This window comes from Saliniradius amylolyticus (genome assembly GCF_003143555.1).
In the GTDB taxonomy this organism is placed as follows: domain Bacteria; phylum Pseudomonadota; class Gammaproteobacteria; order Enterobacterales; family Alteromonadaceae; genus Saliniradius; species Saliniradius amylolyticus.
On the sequence record NZ_CP029347.1, the window covers coordinates 143,158 to 163,803 of the forward strand.

The following is a 20,646-nucleotide window of genomic DNA, read 5'->3' on the forward strand; positions in this document are numbered from 1 at the left end:
CTATTTTAAGCAGTGACGTTGCCAGCGATATTGAATGTTGTTGATGACACCCTGTCTCTTAAAGCTATCGATGGCCTGATTGAGCTCGTGTTTTAATTTTTTGGCATCTTTGCGATGTTTCGAGATAGCAAAAAACAGTTTGTTCATACGCAGAATAGGCTTGACGGTTTCTATGGTTGCAAGCATTTCGACTTTTTCTTCATTCGCGTAGTCGGAGAGCCGAATTTCCTCTCTGACCACTTTGGGGTCGCCAATGATCAGGTTTACTCGGTTATTGAGCAACAGCTCTACATTGTTAAGGTCACTCAGTGCCTCGACGACATTAAAGGTGCCCATTTCCATTAAACGATCAAACTCAGGCGTATTCTGATAGCCACGAACCACGCCAATGAACTCATCTTTAAGGGATATTAAGTTTTTATAATGGCTTGTGTCGTAACCTCTTCGCTTGATGAATGCGATGGGACCCGCGCCGAAAGAGTGCGAAAGAGTAAGGTGATCAAGCCGGCGGGTACCGGGAAACACGTCCGAAGACGCCTCAGGCTCTATAAAGTACTCTGGAAACAGAATGTCGGCCTTACCCGACTCCACCAGGGTAATGGCTCTCGCCCAGGGGTAAAAGGTGATTTGAGCCCCATACCCCTGACGGTGGAGCAGTGCGACAGCGGTCTGAAACACCCACCCTTTTTCGCAGGCTTTCTCGGCGATGTAAGGCGACCAGTTTAACGTTGCCAGTTTTAGAACCGTCCTAGCGTCTTCATTGAATAGATACGTATGAGCCGCGGTTTTTCTACCCTCGACCTCATGAGAGCCCTGGTAGTCACGATAATCGACTGTTATCTGAGGTAGGCCATCGGGCTCGGCGGATGACAGGAAGTGACAGCAGAACAAAAAAAGGCCAAGCACTAACCGCATCTAATAGTAGCCTGATAAGAAACAAATAATTAATAAGTATAATTCGTTGGTCTCTGATAGCCACTTTCTGCCGCTTGCAGGGCTAAACGAGGTGTTTTGACCTCAACCACCGACTTTTTACTGGATTGACACCAAAGTTATACGCCAGTTGATTGGGATGGTCGATAGCCATTAGCACCATGTCGGCAGCTTTGCCTAGTTCCAGGCTACCGACTTGATCGTCTAACCCCAGGGCTTTAGCCGCGTTGAGGGTCACGCCTTTAAGGGCTTCCTCGGGCGTGAGGGCGAACAAGGTGCAAGCCATGTTAAGCATTAGTTGCAGCTGGCACAGCGGCGAGGAACCGGGGTTAAAGTCGGTGGCGATGGCCATGGGTACATCGTACTGGCGCAGAAGATCCACCGGTGGCTTTTGCGTTTCCTTTAAAAAATAGAAAGCCCCTGGGAGAAGGGTCGCCACAGTCCCGCTCTGACTAATGGCTTTAACGCCTGCTTCATCCAGATACTCGATATGATCCACCGACAGCCCCTGATACTCGGCCGCCAGGGTGCTGCCGCCCAGGTTGGATAATTGCTCGGCATGCAGTTTCACCGGTAGACCTAAGGCCTTGGCCTTTTCAAATACTCGCTGGGTCTGCTCGCGACTAAAGCCGATGGACTCACAGAATACATCCACCGCATCGGCCAGGTTGTGTTTGGCGACTTCGGGCAGCATCTCGTTACACACCAGTTCGATATAGCCATCGGGGTTGCCATCAAATTCTGGCGGTAGAGCATGGGCGCCTAAGAAGGTGGTTTTAACGCGTATTGGCAGCTTTTCGCCGACTTTACGCGCTACTTTAAGCATTTTTAGCTCGGTATCTGTGTCCAGTCCGTAGCCGGACTTGATCTCCACCGTGGTCACGCCTTGGTCGATCAGCGTCTGAGCCCGCTCCAGGGCCAGTGAGAGTAACTCATTTTCGCTGGCTTCACGGGTGGCTTGAACGGTGCGGCGGATGCCGCCGCCAGCCTTGGCGATGTCGGCATAGCTGACTCCTTGCAAACGCTGTTCAAATTCATCGGCACGGTTGCCGCCGAATACCAGGTGGGTGTGGCAATCGATCAGTCCCGGCAGCAGCCACTGGCCCTGACCGTCGATGGGTCCAATGTTCCTGTAGTCTGCCGGCAGGTCACGCTCTTTGCCCAGCCACACAATCTTGCCTTTATTTGCCACCAAAGCCCCGTTTTTGATAGCACCATAGGCTCCATGCTTTGGGTTCATGGTGGCGAGGTGAACATTCACGATGCAAAAAACACTATCGGACATACTAGCTCTCTTATTGTGTTGGCTGACACTTTGTTCTATCTTGTATATACAAGGTGTAAGTGTCAAACATTTTGGGAAAAGGGACCTGTTATGGCAGTCAGTAAATACCAGACCATCAAGCAGCATCTGCTCGATCAGATCGAATCCGGCGACTGGCCTGAGGGCCATCCGGTGCCCTCGGAGAACCAACTGGCCGAGTCGTTTTCAGTCAGTCGGATGACGGCACGCAGAGCGTTACAGGAACTGGCCGACCAGGGGCTGATCAAACGCAATCAGGGAGCCGCCTCGGTGGTGGCCAGCCTGAAGAGTCAGTCCTCGATCCTCGAAATTAAGAATATAGCCGATGAAATCGCCGATCGCGGGCACAGGCACAAAGCGCAGGTGCTGGTGGCCTCTGAGCAAAAGGCAGGGATGGTGTTTGCCGCCATGCTGGGTCTGGATCGGGGGGATAGCTACTTCGAGACCTTGATTTGCCACTGGCAGGACGACAGTCCGATCCAGTTGGAACAGCGCTACGTGAATCCCAAGGTGGTGCCCGAATATCTGCAACAGGACTTCACTCAGATTACTCCCCATGAGTACCTGTGTCAGGTGGCACCACTGACCGAGGCAGAGCATCGGGTTGAGGCTGTCTCTGCGGATATTCTGGCCCAGCAGCATCTGGGATTGGAGGCCCACGCCCCTTGTTTGCGCTTACACCGCACTACCTGGAGTAAAGCCGGAACCGTCAGCTATGCGGTGCTGACTCATCCCGGCGATAAATTCCAGCTGGGTGGCCATCTGACATTTCGTTAGGCCAAATAAACCCCGATCTCAGAATAGATAGAACATTGGAGCATCGAATGAATAACGACAGACACGACCCTACAAGAGAGATTCGAGCGCCCCACGGCAGTCAGCTAAGATGTAAGAGCTGGCAAACCGAAGCGGCACTGCGCATGTTAATGAATAACCTCGATCCTGAGGTCGCCGAACGTCCAGAGGACCTGGTGGTCTACGGTGGTATCGGTCGCGCCGCTCGCAACTGGGCCTGCTTTGATAAGATCGTCGAGGTATTACAGCGTCTGGAAGACAACCAGTCCCTGTTAATCCAGTCCGGCAAGCCAGTGGGCGTATTTACCACTCACAAAAACGCGCCCCGGGTCCTGATCGCCAACTCTAACCTGGTGCCTCACTGGGCCAACTGGGAGCACTTCAACGAGCTGGATAAGAAGGGCCTGATGATGTACGGCCAGATGACGGCTGGGAGCTGGATCTACATTGGCAGCCAGGGCATCGTTCAGGGCACCTATGAAACCTTCGGTGCCGTGTCCCGTCAGCATTTTGATGGCAAGGCCGAGGGCAAATGGATCCTGACTGCGGGCCTAGGTGGCATGGGTGGCGCTCAGCCACTGGCCGGAACCATGGCGGGCTTTTCCATGTTGGCGGTGGAATGCGACGAGACTCGTATCGATTTCCGTCTGCGCACCGGTTACTTAGACAAGAAAGCCGACTCGTTAGAAGCGGCCTTGGACTTGATTAAAAACACGGACAAGCCAATATCTGTGGGGCTATTGGCGAACGCTGCCGATATCTTCCCCGAATTGGTGGAGAAAGACATCACTCCGGATGTGGTCACCGATCAGACCTCGGCGCACGATCCCTTAAACGGCTATCTGCCCAGAGGTTGGACTCTGGAGCAGGCCAAGGGCGAGCGTGAAACTCATCCTGACCAAGTCGTGAAAGCCGCTAAAGAGTCCATGGCGATTCAGGTACAGGCCATGCTGACCCTGCAAGCCCGTGGTGCGGCGACACTGGACTATGGCAACAACATCCGCCAGATGGCCAAAGAAGAGGGTGTGGACAACGCTTTCGACTTCCCGGGCTTCGTCCCGGCTTATATCCGGCCTCTGTTCTGTGAAGGCATTGGGCCCTTCCGCTGGGCGGCGCTGTCCGGGGACCCTGAGGATATTTATAAGACTGACCAGAAGGTTAAAGAGCTGATCCCCGATAACGCTCATCTGCATAACTGGCTGGATATGGCCCGCGAGCGTATTCAGTTTCAGGGGTTGCCTTCGCGCATTTGCTGGATTGGGCTGAAAGATCGTGCCCGTGTGGCGCTGGCGTTCAACGAGATGGTCAAAACTGGCGAGCTCAAAGCGCCAGTGGTGATCGGTCGGGACCACCTGGATTCAGGTTCAGTGGCCAGTCCCAACCGGGAAACCGAATCCATGCTGGACGGTTCGGATGCCGTGTCTGATTGGCCATTGCTTAACGCGTTGCTCAGTACCGCAGGTGGCGCTACCTGGGTCAGCCTGCATCACGGCGGCGGCGTGGGCATGGGCTTTAGCCAGCATGCCGGGGTGGTGATCGTCTGTGACGGAACCGATGACGCTGCAGAGCGAATCGGTCGAGTATTGTGGAATGATCCGGCCACAGGGGTGATGCGCCACGCCGACGCGGGCTACGACATCGCTAAAGACTGCGCTCGTGAAAACGGCCTGGATCTGCCGATGCTGGGGGAAGAATAATGTCAGAATTTGTATTAATGCCGGGCGAGCTGACGCTCGCCGACTTACGGGAATTCCAGCGCCAGCCATTGCGGCTCAAGTTGGCCGAGAGTGCCAAGGGTGTGATCGCCAGATCCGCCGAGGCGGTGCAGTCGGTATTGGACCAAGGTCGGGTGGTGTACGGCATCAATACCGGCTTTGGTTTGTTGGCTAATACTCGCATTCAGCACGATGAACTGGAACTACTGCAGAAATCCATCGTGCTGTCTCATGCAGCGGGCACCGGTGAGTTAATGGATGATGCCACCGTGCGTCTGATGATGCTGCTTAAGATCAATGCGCTGTCACAGGGCTACTCGGGGATTCGTCCTATTGTGATCGAGAATCTGGTGGCACTGCTAAACGCCGGTGTTTATCCCTGCGTGCCGAAGAAGGGCTCGGTGGGCGCCAGTGGCGATCTCGCCCCATTGGCGCATATGAGCATGCCACTGATGGGTGAGGGGCATGTGCGCTATCAGGGTGAGATCCTCGATGGGGCCAAAGGCCTGGAAATCGCCGGCATTCACCCGGTCAACTTCGCACCTAAAGAGGGCCTGGCGTTGTTGAATGGCACCCAGGCGTCCACTGCTTTCGCTCTGGAGGGGCTGTTTCATGCCGAAAATGCGCTCGCCGCGGCGATAGTGGCCGGAGCCATGAGCGTCGAAGCAGCCTTGGGTAGCCGCTCACCCTTCGATGCGCGTATCCACAAAGCTCGCGGGCAAAAAGGTCAGATAGACGTCGCCGCAGCTTTTCGTGACCTACTGGAAGAGCAGTCGGAAATTGGAGACTCCCATGAAAATTGCGACAAGGTCCAGGACCCGTATTCGCTGCGCTGTCAGCCTCAGGTCATGGGCGCGTGCCTAACCCAGATGCGTCATGCCGCTGGGGTGTTACTGGCTGAGGCCAATGGCGTCACCGATAATCCCTTGGTGTTTGGTGAAGACATTATCTCCGGCGGTAACTTCCATGCCGAGCCGGTGGCTATGGCGGCGGACAACCTGGCTCTGGTATTAGCCGAAATCGGCGCCTTGTCCGAACGGCGCACGGCACTTCTGATCGATGCTAACCTCAGCAAACTACCGCCCTTCCTGGTGGAAAATGGCGGTGTAAACTCGGGCTTTATGCTAGCTCAGGTGACGGCAGCTGCGCTGGCGTCCGAGAATAAGTCTCTGGCTCATCCGGCGTCGGTGGATAGCTTACCTACCTCAGCCAATCAGGAAGACCATGTGTCTATGGCAACGTTTGCCGGACGCCGACTGGCTGATATGGCAGAGAATACACGGGGCATCGTGGCGGTTGAGCTACTGGCTGCCGCTCAGGGGGTGGACTTTCGTCGTCCGCTGAAGACCAGTGCCAAGCTGGAGCAGGCTTATCAGATCATTCGCGATAAGGTCAGCTTTTATGACCATGACCGCTACTTTTCACCGGATATTGAAACGGCCGCCGGTATTATTCTTGCGGGCGGGTTCAATCAGCTGGTGCCGGTTCTGGCATAGTATGGTCCGCTCAATGCCCCACCGGCCAGTAATGCCAGTGGGGCATTTTCTTAACGAGCTAAAACAGCACGTTGCAACTTTTGGCGATCTTTTGCTCAGCATTAAGAGTAAAACTCACCATGTGGTAGTCGCACTCGCCACATGAATTCATCGACCAAATCAGGAGGCGAGTATGCCGACACTGACCGCAGACGCCCTTCCTATTGAGGAAGAGGATACGTCCAAACAATCGGGGGTTCAGGCACAGGCTGCACCGGGCTATGACCCAACCCAGCCGGTCCTGTTCACTACCAGTCTTGAGCTTAAGCTACAACGAATGTATGACAGCTCCACGGCCATGTTCGGGCTGACGAACGCACAGATCAAACAGTCCCGGGTGGGAGTGGGTAGTCTCATTGCCGATGTGCCATCTCAGGTACTGGCTGAGGTCAAGCATGCGCTTGGTCAAGAGCTTTCATGGCGAGGAATCGTGCCATTTCGCAGCCAGGCGGGCTCTGAAGTCTGGATGGATGCATACGTTCGTCCGGTATTCAGAAAAGGCAAGGCTGTCGGAGCGCAATGGTTTCTGGAGCCGGCAGATAAAGAACACAAAGAGGCGGCTGAGTCGATTTACCAAAGCCGTCTTTCGCTGCCCAGTCAGCTGCCGGTGATCCTGTTGTCGGTGGGCGTTCTGGCCGTGGTGGCCTACCTGTTAACATCGGAGTCATTACTGGCCGGCGCCAGCGCTTTGGTAACCGCGATAATGGCAGCCTTTATCGGTCGCTACGCCAATGTGCGTCAGCAGGAGCTTGGGCTGGACGGAGATGTTGCACCGACTCAACAGCAAATACTCGGCGGTATGGGGGAGCGGGGTCGCCTTCAATATGAAGTGGCTCTCAAAGAAGGCGCCCTCAGGGTGATGAGTGCCAGAGTTGAAGCGGGAACGGATGACCTGTCACAGACTCTGGGGACCACCAAAGACTATTCATTGGAGATGCTCAGTGCCGTTGAGCAGAGCGCTTCGGCTACCCAGCAAATCTCAGTATCGATGACTCAGATGTCAGAGGCCATCCAGGAAATCAGCAATAACGCCAGTGCGTCTGCTGACTCATGCAATGAGGCCAGTGATAAGGTCCGCTCATCGGCCGATCTGATTGACGAGGCGTCCACCAATACTGAACAATTGTCTCAGCATATTGCCCGCAGTGCCTCCGCCACGGAAGAGCTGGTGGAAAAATCCGAATCCGCCAAAGTCATCAGTCAGAAAATCGATAACATTGCAGAGCAAACCAATCTGTTGGCGCTCAACGCTGCTATTGAGGCCGCTCGGGCGGGTGAGTCCGGTCGTGGCTTTTCTGTGGTGGCGGATGAAGTCCGCAACCTGTCTGCTCACACTCAGGAAGCAGTGGATGAAATCGAGGAGACAATTAACGGCATCGTGTCCTCTATTGAGAACTGGCGCGCTGAAATGCAGCAGCATGCGGATCTGGCGACCAAGTGCTCTGATATGAGTGAGCGCTCCCGCTCTGAAATGCGCCTGATTCGTGAGGAAGTCGAATCAGTGAATGAACAAATGACCCAGATTGCTTCGGCATCCGAGGAGCATTCGTATGCGGTGAAAGAGGTCAGTCAGGCGCTCAATGAAGCTAAAGAAGGCAACACCCATGTGCACACGATGGCGAAACAAACCACTGACGAAGTGGCTGACGTCAGCAAGCGACTGACAGAGTTTCGTTCTCTGGTTGCTGCCTTTGATGAGGATGATGATTAAGGCCGGATATCCGGCCTTTTTATCAGGAATGTTGATTCTTACAGGGATATTTCGTAAGACGTAAATTTGCGGATATTGATCACGCCTGTATCCAGAATCAGATATTGGCCCTTAATACCAAGCAAGGTGCCACTGACTTCTGGTGATTTATCCAGATTAAAGGAGCTAATTTTTTTGGGGTAGTGGGTCACCGGATACCGAATCTCAGTGACGGCCTCGTCCAGCTCCTGGACGGCCTCCTCACCAAACTGTAGACGCAATTCTTTGAGCCTGTCACCAATCTCTGGCACCAATTCCCTGGCGTGCGCTTTCAGATCCATTGGCTCTCCGTCGCCCTTGAGCATGGCCCGCCAGTTGGTCTTATCAGCGACCATCTCGGCAAGGGCCACTTCAACCAGCCCCGATTGTTGCCGGGTCTGGACTTTAAAGACGGGTAGTGCCTGGGTCGCCCCCTGATCGATCCACCGGGTAGGCACCTGAGAGTGGCGGGTAATGCCTACCTTAAGCCCAGAGGTATTAGCCAGATACACATAGTGCTCGATCATGCAATTGCGCTCGCCCCATTCTGGTTCGCGACAGGTGCCCTGATGATAGTGACAGGTTTCCGGCTTCATAATGCACATGTCGCAGGCCGCCAGCTTCTTCATGCAGGGGAAGCAGTAGCCTTGAGAATAACTCTTCTTGGTCTTGCGGCCACAATTCTTACAGTTGATATTGCCGGTAAAGCTAAAGTTCAGTGGTTTACCGATGTAGCCATTCAGGGGTAACTGGTTCTCGCCGACAGGCAGCGCGTACTGCACTGGGGATGCCAGTGTACTGGTCATTTTATTAAGGTGGCCTTGCATAGAGATTAGGGCTCTTGGCTAAAAAGGCCAGTTTAACATAAGGCTGGGGAAAGCCATGAAGGGGAAGGGAACTGAATAAGGCTGCGGGAACAGCGCAATATACGCGTTCCCACAGTTCTGCTACTCAAAAGTAAGTTATTTAACTACTTCCAGCAGTTCAACTTCGAAGCACAGAGTGGTGTAAGGCGGAATCGCACCACCGGCACCCTGCTCGCCGTATGCCAATTGGTGAGGCACGGCCAGCTTGAATTTAGAGCCAGGCTTCATCAGTTGCAGGGCTTCGGTCCAGCCGGCAATGACGCCATTGGCGGGGAATTCGACGGGCTCACCGCGCTGTACTGAGCTGTCAAACACCTGACCGTCGATAAAGGTGCCATGGTAGTGGACCTTAACTTTGTCTTCCGCAGTGGGGCTTTCGCCTTCACCTTCGGCCAGTACTTCGTATTGCAGGCCAGTGTCGGTCACGGTGACTTCGTCACGTGCGCCATTTTCTTTTAAGAAGTCTACACCGGCTTGGATCTGGGCCTTGGCTTCTTCTTCTTTTTGCGCCTGCATGCGCTTTTGAATCTCTTCGAAGGCGGCTTGCAGATCTTCAGGGGCGACTTCACTGGGCTCTTTATTAAAAGCCGTGGCGATACCGGCAGTAACGGCGTCGATATCCAGGCCGTCGAAAGGGTTGCTGGCCAGTTGCTCACCCATATTCAGGCCGATGCCATAGCTGGCACGGGCTTCTACGCTCTCGTATTTAGACATTAATTTACCTATTGCTGTGGTCAGTGAACCTCTCGTACCAGCATGTCCGCGGGCAAGTGGTCATTGAGAAGTAACGCTTTGCGGAAAGCAGGGGATGCTAACATTTTGCGCAGTTTAAATACAGAACGGGCGGCTCAAGGCCGCCCGTCTGCTTGGGGTAGTTAAAGCGGATAACTCTGAATCTATGCCATTACTCAGATTCGGTCATCGATTGGCGCAGCTTCATCAGCAGTGCCTGAGGCAAGTTAAAGGTTGAGGCCTGGCTCTCCACTTCAGGGATGCCGGGCAAAAACAATGCACACTCTTTGGCACTCTGATACTGCTCGGTACTCATGGTTTGTTCTTGCATACTCACCTCCTCGCTCTCAATTAGGGCTATCGGCGCATATGAAAATTGCTTTAATTATTTTTGTTTTTGATTTGAGGCTAAGGTGTCGCAGGACGCAAACGAACGTATGCCGCAGACTAAAAAGCTGAGACAGGACGAAGTCTCTGGGAAATCAATCACAGTGGAGAAATCCGCGACTCGCGAGCCATCTTCGAGCGCTTTTCTCATTGTCGAATGCGTAGCGAGTTGAAGCAACGCTGAGATGCTCCAGCATTCTGCTCAGTTGAAAGCTTTTGAGCGCATCAGGGGAGAAAACGTTCGCAGTGCAACTCAAGCCGTTAAGGACCATCCAGTTGGAAAGACGCTGAATCTCAGGCTCTATGTCAGAGGTTCCTGATTGCCACTCTTCCAGCAAAGCCAAATGGGCCCATGGTTGACCTGCATCTATCAGGGGCTGAGAGTAATGTTTCAACTCTCTGGAAAATGCTTTTGCTGTTTCGAGACTCCACGCACCAGCTATTTGGACCACCAGCACGCGCTCTTCAATCCATATCTGAAACGCACTAGAGTGCTCCACGAACGATACCTCTTATAGTTATTGAGTAGTTATAACGAGAGTATAGGAGTTGGCAGAGAAGCTTTGTCAACATCATGTGCCGCAGAAGGTTCTATAGCGTTGGCTAAACTCGGCGGGGGCTGCCTGTTGGTAGCGCTGGTTTTGGGAAGTATCCTGGTAGGGGACTTTCAGGGCTTCTAACAGAGCGTTAAACAAGCTCAGGTCTCCCTCTTCGGATGCGGCAGACAGAGCCTCTTCCACCCGGTGGTTGCGGGGGATAATGATCGGATTACTCTGGTCCATCTGCTCGGCTCGCTGGCTATCTGATAATGAAGAATCATTATTCTTATCTTCCAGGAGTCGTTGCTCCCAGCGGTCTAGCCAGAATTTCACCGGCGTTGGATCCTCGAACAGTTTTAGTAGCTCAGCCTCGTTATCTCGCAATACGTCGCTGAGTCGTCGCCACGCCAGAGTGAAGTCAACACTTTGCTGTTCGAGTAACCACAACCAGTCCTGAATCAGTTGACCATCACCGGTGTGCGCCGTTTGCAAGAGACCCAGCTTGCGGCGGAATCTATCAAGATAAGCCGCTTCATACTGTGGTTGAAAAGTATGTACTGCCTGGGTCAGTCGTTCGATACGTTGTTCATGATCGCCGTCCAATAGGGGATACAGGGTTTCAGCAAAGCGGGCCAGATTCCACTGCATGATAATGGGTTGGTTGTCATAAGCATAACGGCCCTGGCGGTCGATGGAGCTAAATACGGTATCCGGGTGATAGGCATCCATAAAAGCACAGGGACCGTAGTCGATGGTCTCACCGGACAGCGCAATATTATCGGTATTCATCACGCCATGGATAAAGCCCACGCTCATCCATTGCGCGACAAGCCGGGCCTGTTGCTCAATGACAGCATCCAGCATGGCCAGGTAAGGCTCTTTTTTGTTGGCGCACTCAGGGAAATGGCGCTCCAGGGTATAGTCAGCCAGCCTTTTGAGGCTGGCTGTATCCTGCCCATGCATAAAATACTCGAAGGTACCGATGCGAATATGGCTCGCGGCTGTGCGGGTGAGGATGGCGCCGGGTTCGGGGTGCTGCCGGTGTACGACTTCGCCGGTGCCGATCACCGCCAGGCTGCGGGTGGTGGCAATGCCCAGGTGGGCCATTGCCTCGCTGATCAATACCTCCCGTAGCATGGGGCCTAATGCGGCCTTACCATCGCCCCCGCGCGAGTATGGGGTGCGGCCCGATCCTTTCAGAGCGATGTCCCAACGGCGGTCATCATCGTCCAGCCACTCGCCTAAGATTACTGCGCGGCCATCGCCCAGCATCGGTGCTAACTGACCAAACTGGTGACCGGTGTAGGCCTGGGCAAAGCAGGTATCAGCATCGCGAAAGGCATTACCACTGAACAGCTGTGCCAATGTATGGGAATCTGCGTTTTCAAGGGGAAGGTGCAACTGCCGGGCAAGCTTGTCATTAAAATAAAGGGTGCGGGGTTTGTGGATCTGAGCCGGCGGCCACACAGTACCGGCTTCGGGCAGGGCCTGAGCGTAGCTTTGGCTCAACTGAAAGGGTATCTGAGTCATAAATTCGCGCTTCTGTGCCTTTTCTTTGCGCAGCCTAGGTCATCAGGCCGCCAACAACAACGTCTGTTTTATAAGGTTATTGCTAGCCCTAGTCAGGTGCACCGAAGTATTGTCGACAATAAAGCGGTCATAGGTTGATAAATGAATTATACGAGGCTATATTGTCGACACTTTAATGCTCGATAGCGACCTATGGCCTTTTTCAACGAACAGCCGGTGACCTCTTCCGACAAGACATTTTTTCAGCTTCGTAAGGATATTGTAGAAGGAGAGATTCCTTCAGGCACGAAACTCAGTGAAGTGGGGTTGTCGACAAAATATCAGGTCAGTCGGGCGGTGGTGCGTGAGGCCATCAACCGGGTAGAGCGCTGTCACCTAGTGGAGCGAAAAGCCAATATTGGCGCCCGGGTAGTAACGCTGACACCCGAGGGGCTCATTGAACTGTATCAGGTGCGTGAGGCGCTGGAAGGCATGGCAGCCCGCTTGGCGGCACGTAATATGAGCCAGGACGAGATTGACAGCCTGCAAGGGCTGCTTGGTGAACACTTCGACCGGGTTAAAGACGGCCAGTCCTATTACCAGGAAGCGGGCGACGTCGATTTTCACTACCGCATCATTGTCGGCAGCAAGAACCAGCACCTTATTTCAATGCTGATCGATGGCATTTATCACCTGGTGCGTATGTACCGGGTACAGCTTGGCATGGCCGGGCCCAGAGTGACCACTGCCTTTGATGAGCACAAGCAGATTGTGCAGGCCATTGCCAATCGAGACGAGGAATTGGCGGAAATGCTGATGCGCCGCCATATTCTTTATTCCAGAAACAATATTCAACGCAAGTTAACCCAGAACCAGCAGGAGACACTATGACCAGTCCGGGAAAGAAATTCAGACAGGCGCTGGCGGATAACCATCCGCTGCAAATTGTCGGAACGATTAACGCCTACAGCGCCATTATGGCCAAAAAAATCGGCCATCAGGCCATCTACCTGTCAGGCGGCGGTGTGGCGAATGCTTCTTACGGCCTACCGGATCTGGGCATGACCTCTTTAAATGATGTGATCGCCGATGTACAGCGCATCACCTCGGCTTGTGATTTGCCGCTGCTGGTGGATATCGACACCGGTTGGGGCGGCGCCTTTAACATCGCCAAGACCATTCGCGATATGGAAAAAGCCGGTGCAGCAGCAGTGCATATGGAGGACCAGGTGGCTCAGAAGCGTTGTGGTCATCGTCCCAATAAAGAAATTGTCTCTACCGGTGAGATGGTGGATCGCATTAAGGCGGCCGTGGACGCCCGAACTGATCCAGATTTTTTCATTATGGCCCGTACCGATGCTTTCGCACAGGAAGGGTTAGAGGCCGCTATTGCACGGGCTAAGGCTTATGTGGCTGCAGGTGCCGATGGCATCTTTGCCGAGGCGGTACAAACCGAAGAGCACTATCGTGCCTTTGCCGAAGCCCTGGGTGTGCCCATTCTGGCTAATATCACCGAATTCGGTAAGACAGAGCTGTGGAATAAGAAAGAACTGGCCGAGTGGGGCGCCGATATGGTGCTGTACCCCTTAAGCGCGTTCCGGGCCATGAACAAGGCGGCGGAAAATGTTTATACAAGCATCCTAGAGCACGGCGATCAAAAAGCTGTCGTCGATACCATGCAAACCCGTATGGAACTGTACGATTATCTCGACTACCACCAGTATGAAGAAAAGCTGGATACCTTGTTTGCCGAAGGAAAGAATAAATAAACGCCAATACCCGACGTTAATCTTACTCAGAAACAAAATTACTGACAGAACACCAGGAGACAAATTATGGCGAAGCAACTCAGTGGCGCAGGTCTGCGCGGACAAGTGGCTGGTAAAACCGCCCTATCTACTGTGGGCAAATCCGGCTCTGGCCTCACCTATCGCGGCTATGACGTGAAAGAGCTGGCCGACAAATGCCAGTTTGAAGAGGTGGCCCATCTGATCCTCAAGGGTAAGCTGCCCAACCAGCAGGAACTGGATGACTACAAAGCTAAGCTGCGTTCACTGCGCGGCCTGCCAACGGCGCTAAAAGAGGTGCTTGAGCGTATCCCCAAAGACGCCCATCCCATGGATGTGCTGCGCACGGGGTGCTCCATGTTAGGTAATCTGGAAACGGAAGAAAGCTTCGACCAGCAGCAGGATGCAACAGACCGTATGTTGGCCTGCTTCCCCAGTATCATCTGCTACTGGTATCGCTTCACCCACGACGGCGTGAAAGTGGACGTGGAGACCGACGATGACACCATCGGTGCGCATTTCCTGCATCTGCTGCACGGCGAAAAGCCGCGGGAACTGCATGAGCAGGTGATGAATGTATCGCTGATCCTGTACGCCGAGCATGAGTTCAATGCTTCCACCTTCACAGCCCGGGTGTGCGCATCGACGCTGTCGGATATGCATTCCTGTGTTACCGGCGCCATCGGTTCCCTCCGCGGCCCGCTGCACGGTGGCGCCAATGAGGCTGCCATGGACATGATCGAGAAGTTCGATTCTCCTGAGCATGCCGAGAAAGAAATGATGGGCATGTTAGAGCGTAAAGAGAAGATCATGGGCTTCGGCCATGCCGTTTACTCAGATTCTGACCCACGCAACGAAATCATCAAGCAGTGGTCGGAAAAGCTGTCCAAGGATGTGGGTGATACCGTGCTCTATCCGGTTTCTGTTCGCTGTGAGGAAGTGATGTGGCGCGAGAAGAAGCTGTTCTGTAACGCCGACTTCTTCCATGCCTCTGCGTACAACTTTATGGGTATTCCCACCAAGCTGTTTACCCCCATCTTTGTGATGAGCCGACTGACCGGCTGGGCCGCCCATGTAATGGAGCAGCGCGCCGACAACCGCATTATCCGTCCTTCGGCGGAGTACACCGGCGAAGAGCTGCGCCCGGTACCTGCTATCAGCGAGCGCTAGTAAGCAAATACTCACCGGCATGGGCCGGTGAGTTTCTATTTTGTCAGTTCTATTACCCTGCTTAGCATGACCCTGGAAAAAGACCATGAATACTGATTACCGTAAGCCCTTGCCCGGGGCGAACCTGGATTACTTCGATACCCGCGAGGCGGTGGAAGCGATTCAGCCGGGCGCCTATGACAAACTGCCCTACACCTCCAAAGTTTTTGCCGAAAACCTGGTGCGTCGCTGCCCGCCCGAGCAACTGGAAGGCGCGCTACGTCAGCACATTGAGCGTCGTCGTGATCTGGATTTCCCGTGGTTCCCGGCCCGTGTGGTCTGCCATGACATTCTGGGCCAGACCGCGCTGGTGGATTTAGCGGGGCTACGGGATGCCATCGCCGAGAAAGGCGGTGACCCGTCCAAGGTAAACCCCGTGGTGCCCACACAATTAATCGTGGACCACTCGCTGGCGGTAGAACACGCCGGCTATGAAAAGGACGCCTTCGAGAAAAACCGGGCCGTGGAAGAACGCCGCAACGAAGACCGCTTCCACTTTATTAACTGGACCAAGACCGCCTTTAAAAATGTCGATGTGATCCCGCCGGGGAACGGTATTCTGCACCAGATTAACTTAGAGCGTATGTCGCCAGTGGTGCAGGCTCGCGATGGTGTGGCCTTCCCCGATACGCTGGTGGGTACCGACAGCCACACGCCCATGGTGGATGCCCTGGGTGTGATCGCAGTGGGTGTTGGGGGCCTTGAGGCTGAGAGCGTGATGCTGGGCCGGGCCTCTTACATGCGCCTGCCGGATATTGTGGGTGTGGAGCTGAAAGGCAAGCCACAGCCCGGAATCACCGCCACCGATATTGTTTTGGCGCTGACCGAATTCCTGCGTAAAGAGAAGGTTGTATCGGCCTATCTGGAATTTTTCGGTGAGGGGGCTTCTCACCTGACCCTGGGTGACAGAGCCACCATCTCCAATATGACGCCGGAATACGGCGCCACGGCGGCCATGTTCTATATCGACGAGCAGACCATCGACTATCTCAAGTTGACCGGCCGGGACGATAAACAGGTACAACTGGTGGAAAACTACGCCCGGCAAACCGGCCTGTGGGCCGATGATATGACCGGCGCCGAGTATGAGCGAGTACTTACTTTTGACCTGTCATCTGTGGTTCGAAACATTGCCGGACCGTCCACGCCCCATAACCGGGTGTCTACCACCGATCTCGAAAGCCGGGGTATCAGCAAGCACCTGGATGCCGAAGAAGAAGGCAAGATGCCCGATGGCGCCGCCATTATTGCGGCGATCACCAGCTGCACCAATACCAGCAACCCGCGCAATATGATCGCGGCAGGGCTGATCGCCCGTAATGCCAACAAGTTGGGACTCACCCGCAAGCCCTGGGTGAAAACCTCACTGGCACCGGGCTCCAAGGCCGTGCAACTGTATCTTGAAGAAGCCAAGCTGCTGCCGGAACTGGAAAAACTGGGTTTTGGTGTGGTGGCCTTTGCCTGTACCTCGTGCAACGGAATGAGCGGCGCGCTGGACCCGAAAATTGAACAAGAGATTAAAGAGCGGAACCTGTACACCACCGCCGTCCTCTCCGGTAACCGTAACTTCGATGGCCGGATTCATCCCCATGCCGATCAGGCGTTCCTGGCATCGCCGCCTTTAGTGGTGGCCTACGCCATTGCCGGTACCATTCGCTTCGATATCGAAAAAGATGAGCTGGGTAAAGACAAAGACGGCAACCCCGTGACGTTGAAAGACATCTGGCCTGATGACGCCGAGATCGATGCCATTGTGCGTGAGAGCGTACAACCGGAGCAGTTCCGCAAGATTTACGAGCCCATGTTCGATATTGCCGTGGATCATGGCGAGCAGATTAACCCGCTGTACGACTGGCGGCCTCAGTCCACTTATATTCGACGCCCCCCTTACTGGGAGAAGGAGTTTAGTGGTAAGCCCTCACTCACCGGGATGCGTCCGCTTGCTGTGCTGGGCGATAACATCACCACGGATCATTTGTCACCGTCCAATGCCATTATGCTGGACAGCGCGGCCGGGGAATATCTGGATAAGATGGGCCTTCCGGAAGAGGACTTTAACTCCTACGCCACTCATAGGGGCGATCACCTGACTGCCCAGCGAGCCACTCTGGCTAACCCGAAACTGTTGAACGAAATGGTGATGGAAGACGGTGAGGTGAAGCAGGGCTCGCTGACCCGCATCGAGCCGGAAGGCAAGGTCAGCCGCATGTGGGAGGCGATCGAGACTTACAAGGAGCGCAAGCAGCCGCTGATCATTGTGGCCGGGGCCGACTACGGTCAGGGTTCTTCCCGTGACTGGGCCGCCAAGGGTGTCCGTCTGGCCGGTGTGGAAGCCATTGTGGCTGAGGGCTTCGAGCGTATTCACCGCACCAACTTAATTGGTATGGGTGTACTGCCGCTGGAGTTTGAAGCAGGCACGACCCGCAAGACGCTGAATCTTGATGGCAGCGAAGTCTACGACGTCAAAGGCGATGTAGCCCCGGGCGCTGAGCTAACCTTGCACATTACCCGCAAGGACGGCGAACAGCTGGATGTGCCGGTGATTTGCCGACTGGATACTCAAGAGGAAGTGTCTATCTACTCAGCTGGTGGCGTCTTACAGCGTTTTGCCCAGGACTTTATTGAGGCGGAAACTGCCTAAGGGTCATGGTCATTCCTGCGCAAGCAGGAATCCATTGCTGGAATATAACAAGCGTGCTGCTCCCGACAGCCCGCTTGGGTCGCGGCGCAAAAAGTGTGATTTTTGCTGGCTCGCAAACATTGATGTGTTTGGTGGTCGTTCCCTCGACCACTTCGGTGCCGCTGACAATGGTGAATAATCTTGGAGACAAACATGTATCAACCTCAGATTAAAATCCCGGCCACCTATATGAGAGGCGGCACCTCGAAAGGCGTGTTTTTTCGGCTGCAGGATTTGCCGGAGGCGGCGCAGGTGGCAGGTGAGAAGCGGGATAAGTTGTTGTTAAGGGTAATCGGCAGCCCCGATCCTTATGGCAAGCACACTGATGGTATGGGCGGAGCGACTTCCAGTACCAGTAAGACGGTGATCTTATCGGCCAGTGATAAGCCGGATCATGATGTGGATTACCTGTTTGGACAGGTCTCTATCGATAAGCCGTTTATCGACTGGAGCGGTAACTGCGGCAACCTGACCGCGGCCGTGGGCGCCTTTGCCATCGCCAACGATCTGGTGCATCCCGATCGCATTCCCGATGATGGTATTGCCGAGATCCGAATCTGGCAGGCCAATATCCAGAAGACCATCATCGCTCATATCCCCATGACCAACGGAGAGGTGCAGGAGACCGGCGATTTTGAACTGGACGGGGTGACTTTCCCGGCGGCGGAGGTCCAGGTGGACTTCGTCGAGCCGGTGGATGGCGCCATCTTTCCCACCGGCAACCTGGTGGACAAGCTGGAGGTGCCCGGTGTTGGAGTGCTCAACGCCACCCTGATCAACGCGGGCATCCCCACGGTATTTTTAAATGCTGATGAAATTGGCTATCAGGGCACTGAATTGCAGGAGGCGATTAATGGTAGCCCGGAAGCCTTAGCGCGTTTCGAGACCATACGTGCACACGGTGCGATTAAGATGGGCCTGATTCAGGATGTGGCTGAGGCGGCTAATCGTCAGCATACGCCCAAGGTGGCCTTTGTGGCCTCGCCAAAGAGTTACACGGCATCCAGTGGCAAGCAGGTTAACGCTGAGGATATTGATTTGCTGGTGCGGGCCTTGTCAATGGGCAAATTGCACCATGCCATGATGGGCACTGCGGCCGTTGCCATTGCCGCTGCCGCGGCCATTCCCGGCACTCTGGTGAATCAGGCCGCCGGCGGTGGTGACCGCGAATCGGTGACCTTCGGACATCCTTCCGGGACGCTCACCGTGGGCGGTAAGGCCAGCCAGGCCAATGGTCACTGGAATGTGGATAAGGTCAGCATGAGCCGCAGCGCTCGGGTACTGATGGAAGGCTGGGTGAGAATACCTAGCGATACACTGGCATAATCGCCTTACAGGCAGGGGGAGACTTCCCTGCTTAGACTTATCCCTGATCTCGTCTATTCTTGCCTCTGACCCGCTCGGGTCAACGTAATCTCGTATTGGGAGAGTTGAATGTCAGCAGGAAGTATCTCCCCTTAGCCTCAAGGAGAAGGATGATGAGACGTTTTTTGTTATTACTAGGCGTTGTCTTTACGCCCTTAGTCAGTGCTGTACCCTCAGTTATCACCGGCGCCACAGTTTATGATGGCACAGGCGCTGCCCCGCTAACCGATGCGACTATCGTTGTAGATAAGGGCCATGTTCGCTGTATGGGCTCGGATTGCACGGTTCCTGATACTGCCAATATTGTTGATGCCTCGGGGAAATTTATTACTCCAGGCTTAGTGGATGCTCATGTCCACTACGCCGCCAGTGGTTGGATTGATACTCGGCAAGGTTCGCTCCTTGCTCAAAAAGCGTATGATTTAAGCGATGCACAAGATTACCTGAAGGAGCACACTGAGAAGTTTGACCATAGTTATTTGTGTTCAGGCATCACGGCAGTTCTTGACACTGGTGGCTTTCCCTGGACTTTGCCATTGCAAAGTTCCTCCATTAAAAACCCAAATGCTCCAAGATTTTTTGGTTCGGGACCTTTGATCACCCACGGAGCTTCACCAGCCTCGAGATTTGTAATGACTCATCAAAAATACAGAGGCACACCTGAGTTCTTACCAATGGCAACGGATGAAGAAGCGAGACAGAGCGTTGCTAGGTTAGCTCAGCTAGGTTCGTCTGCAGTAAAGGTCTGGTATCAGCCACCTGCCGATGACGTCGTAGATGAGTTTGATGAGCGATTAAAGGTGGTCGGCCAGGAAGCCAAGCGTCTCGGGCTCAAGTTAATAGTTCATGCACCGGAGCTTAGAGAAGCAAAGTCGGCTCTCAAAGCAGGTGCAGAAATACTGGTGCACAGTGTTGAGGACCAACTTGTTGACGAGGAGTTTTTGTCTCTGGCCAAGAAAAACGACGTTGTTTACCAGCCGACCATGGGTATGCAGAAACTAAAAGCTTTGGCAGAGATGGAAATTTATCATGGTTTACCCCCTGATTTTGATGATCCGAATGGCTGTATCGACGAGCGAACCCGCGTCCTGGTTCAGGAGGGATATCAGACTTTCAAGAGCTATTATCAGGAAATGTCCGCCACGCAGTTTGCCGACAAGCTTCTTGCTCGCGGGGAGCTATTGCAGATGGCACAGGTGAATGCCAAGCGAGTCCATGAGGCGGGTATTACTGTTGCCACTTCCACCGATGCCGGGATCCCAGTCGTATTTCACGGTCCTGCTATTTATACAGAGTTGGAAATGATGGAAGAAGCTGGCATTGAGCCAAAGGATATTATCGTCATGTCGACCCAAAATGGCGCTAAGGCTATGGGTCTGGAGAACGAGTTAGGTACGCTCGAGAAGGGTAAGAATGCTGACCTGATTATCCTGAAACAGGATCCCGGTCACTCCGCGAGCGCCTTTCGAACTATCACTCATGTGATGCGCTACGGGCAGTTACGACCAGTGACAGCCTTTGCTCAGGTATCGACTACCGACAGCGCGGAGTAACAGATTCAG

General features: G+C 54.1%; 16 protein-coding genes. 10 read left to right on the forward strand and 6 right to left on the reverse strand.

From position 1 onward, the window contains the following. Both HMF8227_RS00740 and hutI read right to left on the reverse strand, forming a co-directional pair. Complete coding sequence (locus HMF8227_RS00740; protein ID WP_109338356.1) at positions 1-915, reverse strand: substrate-binding periplasmic protein; 915 nt, start codon at positions 913-915, stop codon at positions 1-3. Between the two features lie 82 nt (positions 916-997). Continuing rightward, positions 998-2,218: an imidazolonepropionase gene (gene hutI, locus HMF8227_RS00745; RefSeq protein WP_109338357.1), complete on the reverse strand. Its 1,221-nt coding sequence runs from the start codon at positions 2,216-2,218 to the stop codon at positions 998-1,000. A 90-nt stretch (positions 2,219-2,308) separates the two neighbouring features. On the opposite strand from hutI, the gene hutC reads away from it, so the two are divergent. The 4 genes from hutC to HMF8227_RS00765 all read left to right on the forward strand — a co-directional run bounded on the left by hutC (position 2,309) and on the right by HMF8227_RS00765 (position 7,992). Beyond that, a complete protein-coding gene (gene hutC, locus HMF8227_RS00750) occupies positions 2,309-3,013 on the forward strand; it encodes a histidine utilization repressor (protein ID WP_109338358.1) in 705 nt (234 codons plus the stop codon). Positions 3,014-3,060: 47 nt separating this feature from the next. Continuing rightward, positions 3,061-4,728 carry a urocanate hydratase gene (gene hutU, locus HMF8227_RS00755; RefSeq protein WP_109338359.1) on the forward strand — a complete coding sequence of 556 codons (1,668 nt, stop codon included), beginning with the start codon at positions 3,061-3,063 and terminating at the stop codon, positions 4,726-4,728. Next, entirely contained in the window at positions 4,728-6,242 is a 1,515-nt protein-coding gene (hutH, locus tag HMF8227_RS00760) for a histidine ammonia-lyase (protein WP_109338360.1), read from the forward strand. The genes hutU and hutH overlap by 1 nt, the downstream gene beginning before the upstream one ends. Positions 6,243-6,414: 172 nt before the next feature. Beyond that, on the forward strand, positions 6,415-7,992 hold the full coding sequence (locus HMF8227_RS00765) for a methyl-accepting chemotaxis protein (protein ID WP_109338361.1): 1,578 nt from the start codon (positions 6,415-6,417) through the stop codon (positions 7,990-7,992). Positions 7,993-8,030: 38 nt separating this feature from the next. Here the strand turns inward: HMF8227_RS00765 and HMF8227_RS00770 are convergent, their stop codons facing one another. The 4 genes from HMF8227_RS00770 to HMF8227_RS00785 form a co-directional block, all read right to left on the reverse strand. Then, positions 8,031-8,837: a DUF2797 domain-containing protein gene (locus HMF8227_RS00770; protein ID WP_109338362.1), complete on the reverse strand. Its 807-nt coding sequence runs from the start codon at positions 8,835-8,837 to the stop codon at positions 8,031-8,033. A 135-nt stretch (positions 8,838-8,972) separates the two neighbouring features. After that, the gene (locus HMF8227_RS00775) at positions 8,973-9,590 is read right to left on the reverse strand and encodes a BamJ family beta-barrel-assembly machinery protein (RefSeq protein ID WP_109338363.1); all 618 of its coding nucleotides are present in this window, start codon (positions 9,588-9,590) and stop codon (positions 8,973-8,975) included. 190 nt (positions 9,591-9,780) lie between these two features. Continuing rightward, positions 9,781-9,939: a hypothetical protein gene (locus HMF8227_RS14985; RefSeq protein WP_162558435.1), complete on the reverse strand. Its 159-nt coding sequence runs from the start codon at positions 9,937-9,939 to the stop codon at positions 9,781-9,783. A 628-nt stretch (positions 9,940-10,567) separates the two neighbouring features. Continuing rightward, positions 10,568-12,064 carry a protein adenylyltransferase SelO gene (locus HMF8227_RS00785; protein WP_109338365.1) on the reverse strand — a complete coding sequence of 499 codons (1,497 nt, stop codon included), beginning with the start codon at positions 12,062-12,064 and terminating at the stop codon, positions 10,568-10,570. A 192-nt stretch (positions 12,065-12,256) separates the two neighbouring features. Between HMF8227_RS00785 and HMF8227_RS00790 the strand changes: the two genes are divergently transcribed. The 6 genes from HMF8227_RS00790 (at position 12,257) to HMF8227_RS00815 (ending at position 20,637) form a co-directional block, all read left to right on the forward strand. After that, positions 12,257-12,934 carry a GntR family transcriptional regulator gene (locus tag HMF8227_RS00790; protein WP_109338366.1) on the forward strand — a complete coding sequence of 226 codons (678 nt, stop codon included), beginning with the start codon at positions 12,257-12,259 and terminating at the stop codon, positions 12,932-12,934. Then, the gene (gene prpB, locus HMF8227_RS00795) at positions 12,931-13,812 is read left to right on the forward strand and encodes a methylisocitrate lyase (RefSeq protein ID WP_109338367.1); all 882 of its coding nucleotides are present in this window, start codon (positions 12,931-12,933) and stop codon (positions 13,810-13,812) included. The genes HMF8227_RS00790 and prpB overlap by 4 nt, the downstream gene beginning before the upstream one ends. Before the next feature lie 66 nt (positions 13,813-13,878). Further along, positions 13,879-15,000 carry a bifunctional 2-methylcitrate synthase/citrate synthase gene (gene prpC / locus HMF8227_RS00800; RefSeq protein WP_109338368.1) on the forward strand — a complete coding sequence of 374 codons (1,122 nt, stop codon included), beginning with the start codon at positions 13,879-13,881 and terminating at the stop codon, positions 14,998-15,000. Positions 15,001-15,085: 85 nt separating this feature from the next. Further along, complete coding sequence (acnD, locus tag HMF8227_RS00805) at positions 15,086-17,680, forward strand: Fe/S-dependent 2-methylisocitrate dehydratase AcnD (RefSeq protein ID WP_109338369.1); 2,595 nt, start codon at positions 15,086-15,088, stop codon at positions 17,678-17,680. A 192-nt stretch (positions 17,681-17,872) separates the two neighbouring features. Continuing rightward, entirely contained in the window at positions 17,873-19,045 is a 1,173-nt protein-coding gene (gene prpF, locus HMF8227_RS00810; protein ID WP_109338370.1) for a 2-methylaconitate cis-trans isomerase PrpF, read from the forward strand. 149 nt (positions 19,046-19,194) lie between these two features. Beyond that, positions 19,195-20,637 (forward strand): amidohydrolase family protein, encoded by a 1,443-nt coding sequence (locus tag HMF8227_RS00815; protein ID WP_109338371.1) that lies wholly within the window; start codon positions 19,195-19,197, stop codon positions 20,635-20,637. Positions 20,638-20,646: the final 9 nt, after the last annotated feature.

What these genes read in the sequence shown, in the direction of transcription:
- HMF8227_RS00740 (WP_109338356.1), bottom strand. Translation starts at nt 915, where the DNA reads ATGCGGTTAGTGCTTGGCCTTTTTTTGTTCTGCTGTCACTTCCTGTCA.
- hutI (WP_109338357.1), bottom strand. Translation starts at nt 2,218, where the DNA reads ATGTCCGATAGTGTTTTTTGCATCGTGAATGTTCACCTCGCCACCATG.
- hutC (WP_109338358.1), top strand. Translation starts at nt 2,309, where the DNA reads ATGGCAGTCAGTAAATACCAGACCATCAAGCAGCATCTGCTCGATCAG.
- hutU (WP_109338359.1), top strand. Translation starts at nt 3,061, where the DNA reads ATGAATAACGACAGACACGACCCTACAAGAGAGATTCGAGCGCCCCAC.
- hutH (WP_109338360.1), top strand. Translation starts at nt 4,728, where the DNA reads ATGTCAGAATTTGTATTAATGCCGGGCGAGCTGACGCTCGCCGACTTA.
- HMF8227_RS00765 (WP_109338361.1), top strand. Translation starts at nt 6,415, where the DNA reads ATGCCGACACTGACCGCAGACGCCCTTCCTATTGAGGAAGAGGATACG.
- HMF8227_RS00770 (WP_109338362.1), bottom strand. Translation starts at nt 8,837, where the DNA reads ATGCAAGGCCACCTTAATAAAATGACCAGTACACTGGCATCCCCAGTG.
- HMF8227_RS00775 (WP_109338363.1), bottom strand. Translation starts at nt 9,590, where the DNA reads ATGTCTAAATACGAGAGCGTAGAAGCCCGTGCCAGCTATGGCATCGGC.
- HMF8227_RS14985 (WP_162558435.1), bottom strand. Translation starts at nt 9,939, where the DNA reads ATGCAAGAACAAACCATGAGTACCGAGCAGTATCAGAGTGCCAAAGAG.
- HMF8227_RS00785 (WP_109338365.1), bottom strand. Translation starts at nt 12,064, where the DNA reads ATGACTCAGATACCCTTTCAGTTGAGCCAAAGCTACGCTCAGGCCCTG.
- HMF8227_RS00790 (WP_109338366.1), top strand. Translation starts at nt 12,257, where the DNA reads ATGGCCTTTTTCAACGAACAGCCGGTGACCTCTTCCGACAAGACATTT.
- prpB (WP_109338367.1), top strand. Translation starts at nt 12,931, where the DNA reads ATGACCAGTCCGGGAAAGAAATTCAGACAGGCGCTGGCGGATAACCAT.
- prpC (WP_109338368.1), top strand. Translation starts at nt 13,879, where the DNA reads ATGGCGAAGCAACTCAGTGGCGCAGGTCTGCGCGGACAAGTGGCTGGT.
- acnD (WP_109338369.1), top strand. Translation starts at nt 15,086, where the DNA reads ATGAATACTGATTACCGTAAGCCCTTGCCCGGGGCGAACCTGGATTAC.
- prpF (WP_109338370.1), top strand. Translation starts at nt 17,873, where the DNA reads ATGTATCAACCTCAGATTAAAATCCCGGCCACCTATATGAGAGGCGGC.
- HMF8227_RS00815 (WP_109338371.1), top strand. Translation starts at nt 19,195, where the DNA reads ATGATGAGACGTTTTTTGTTATTACTAGGCGTTGTCTTTACGCCCTTA.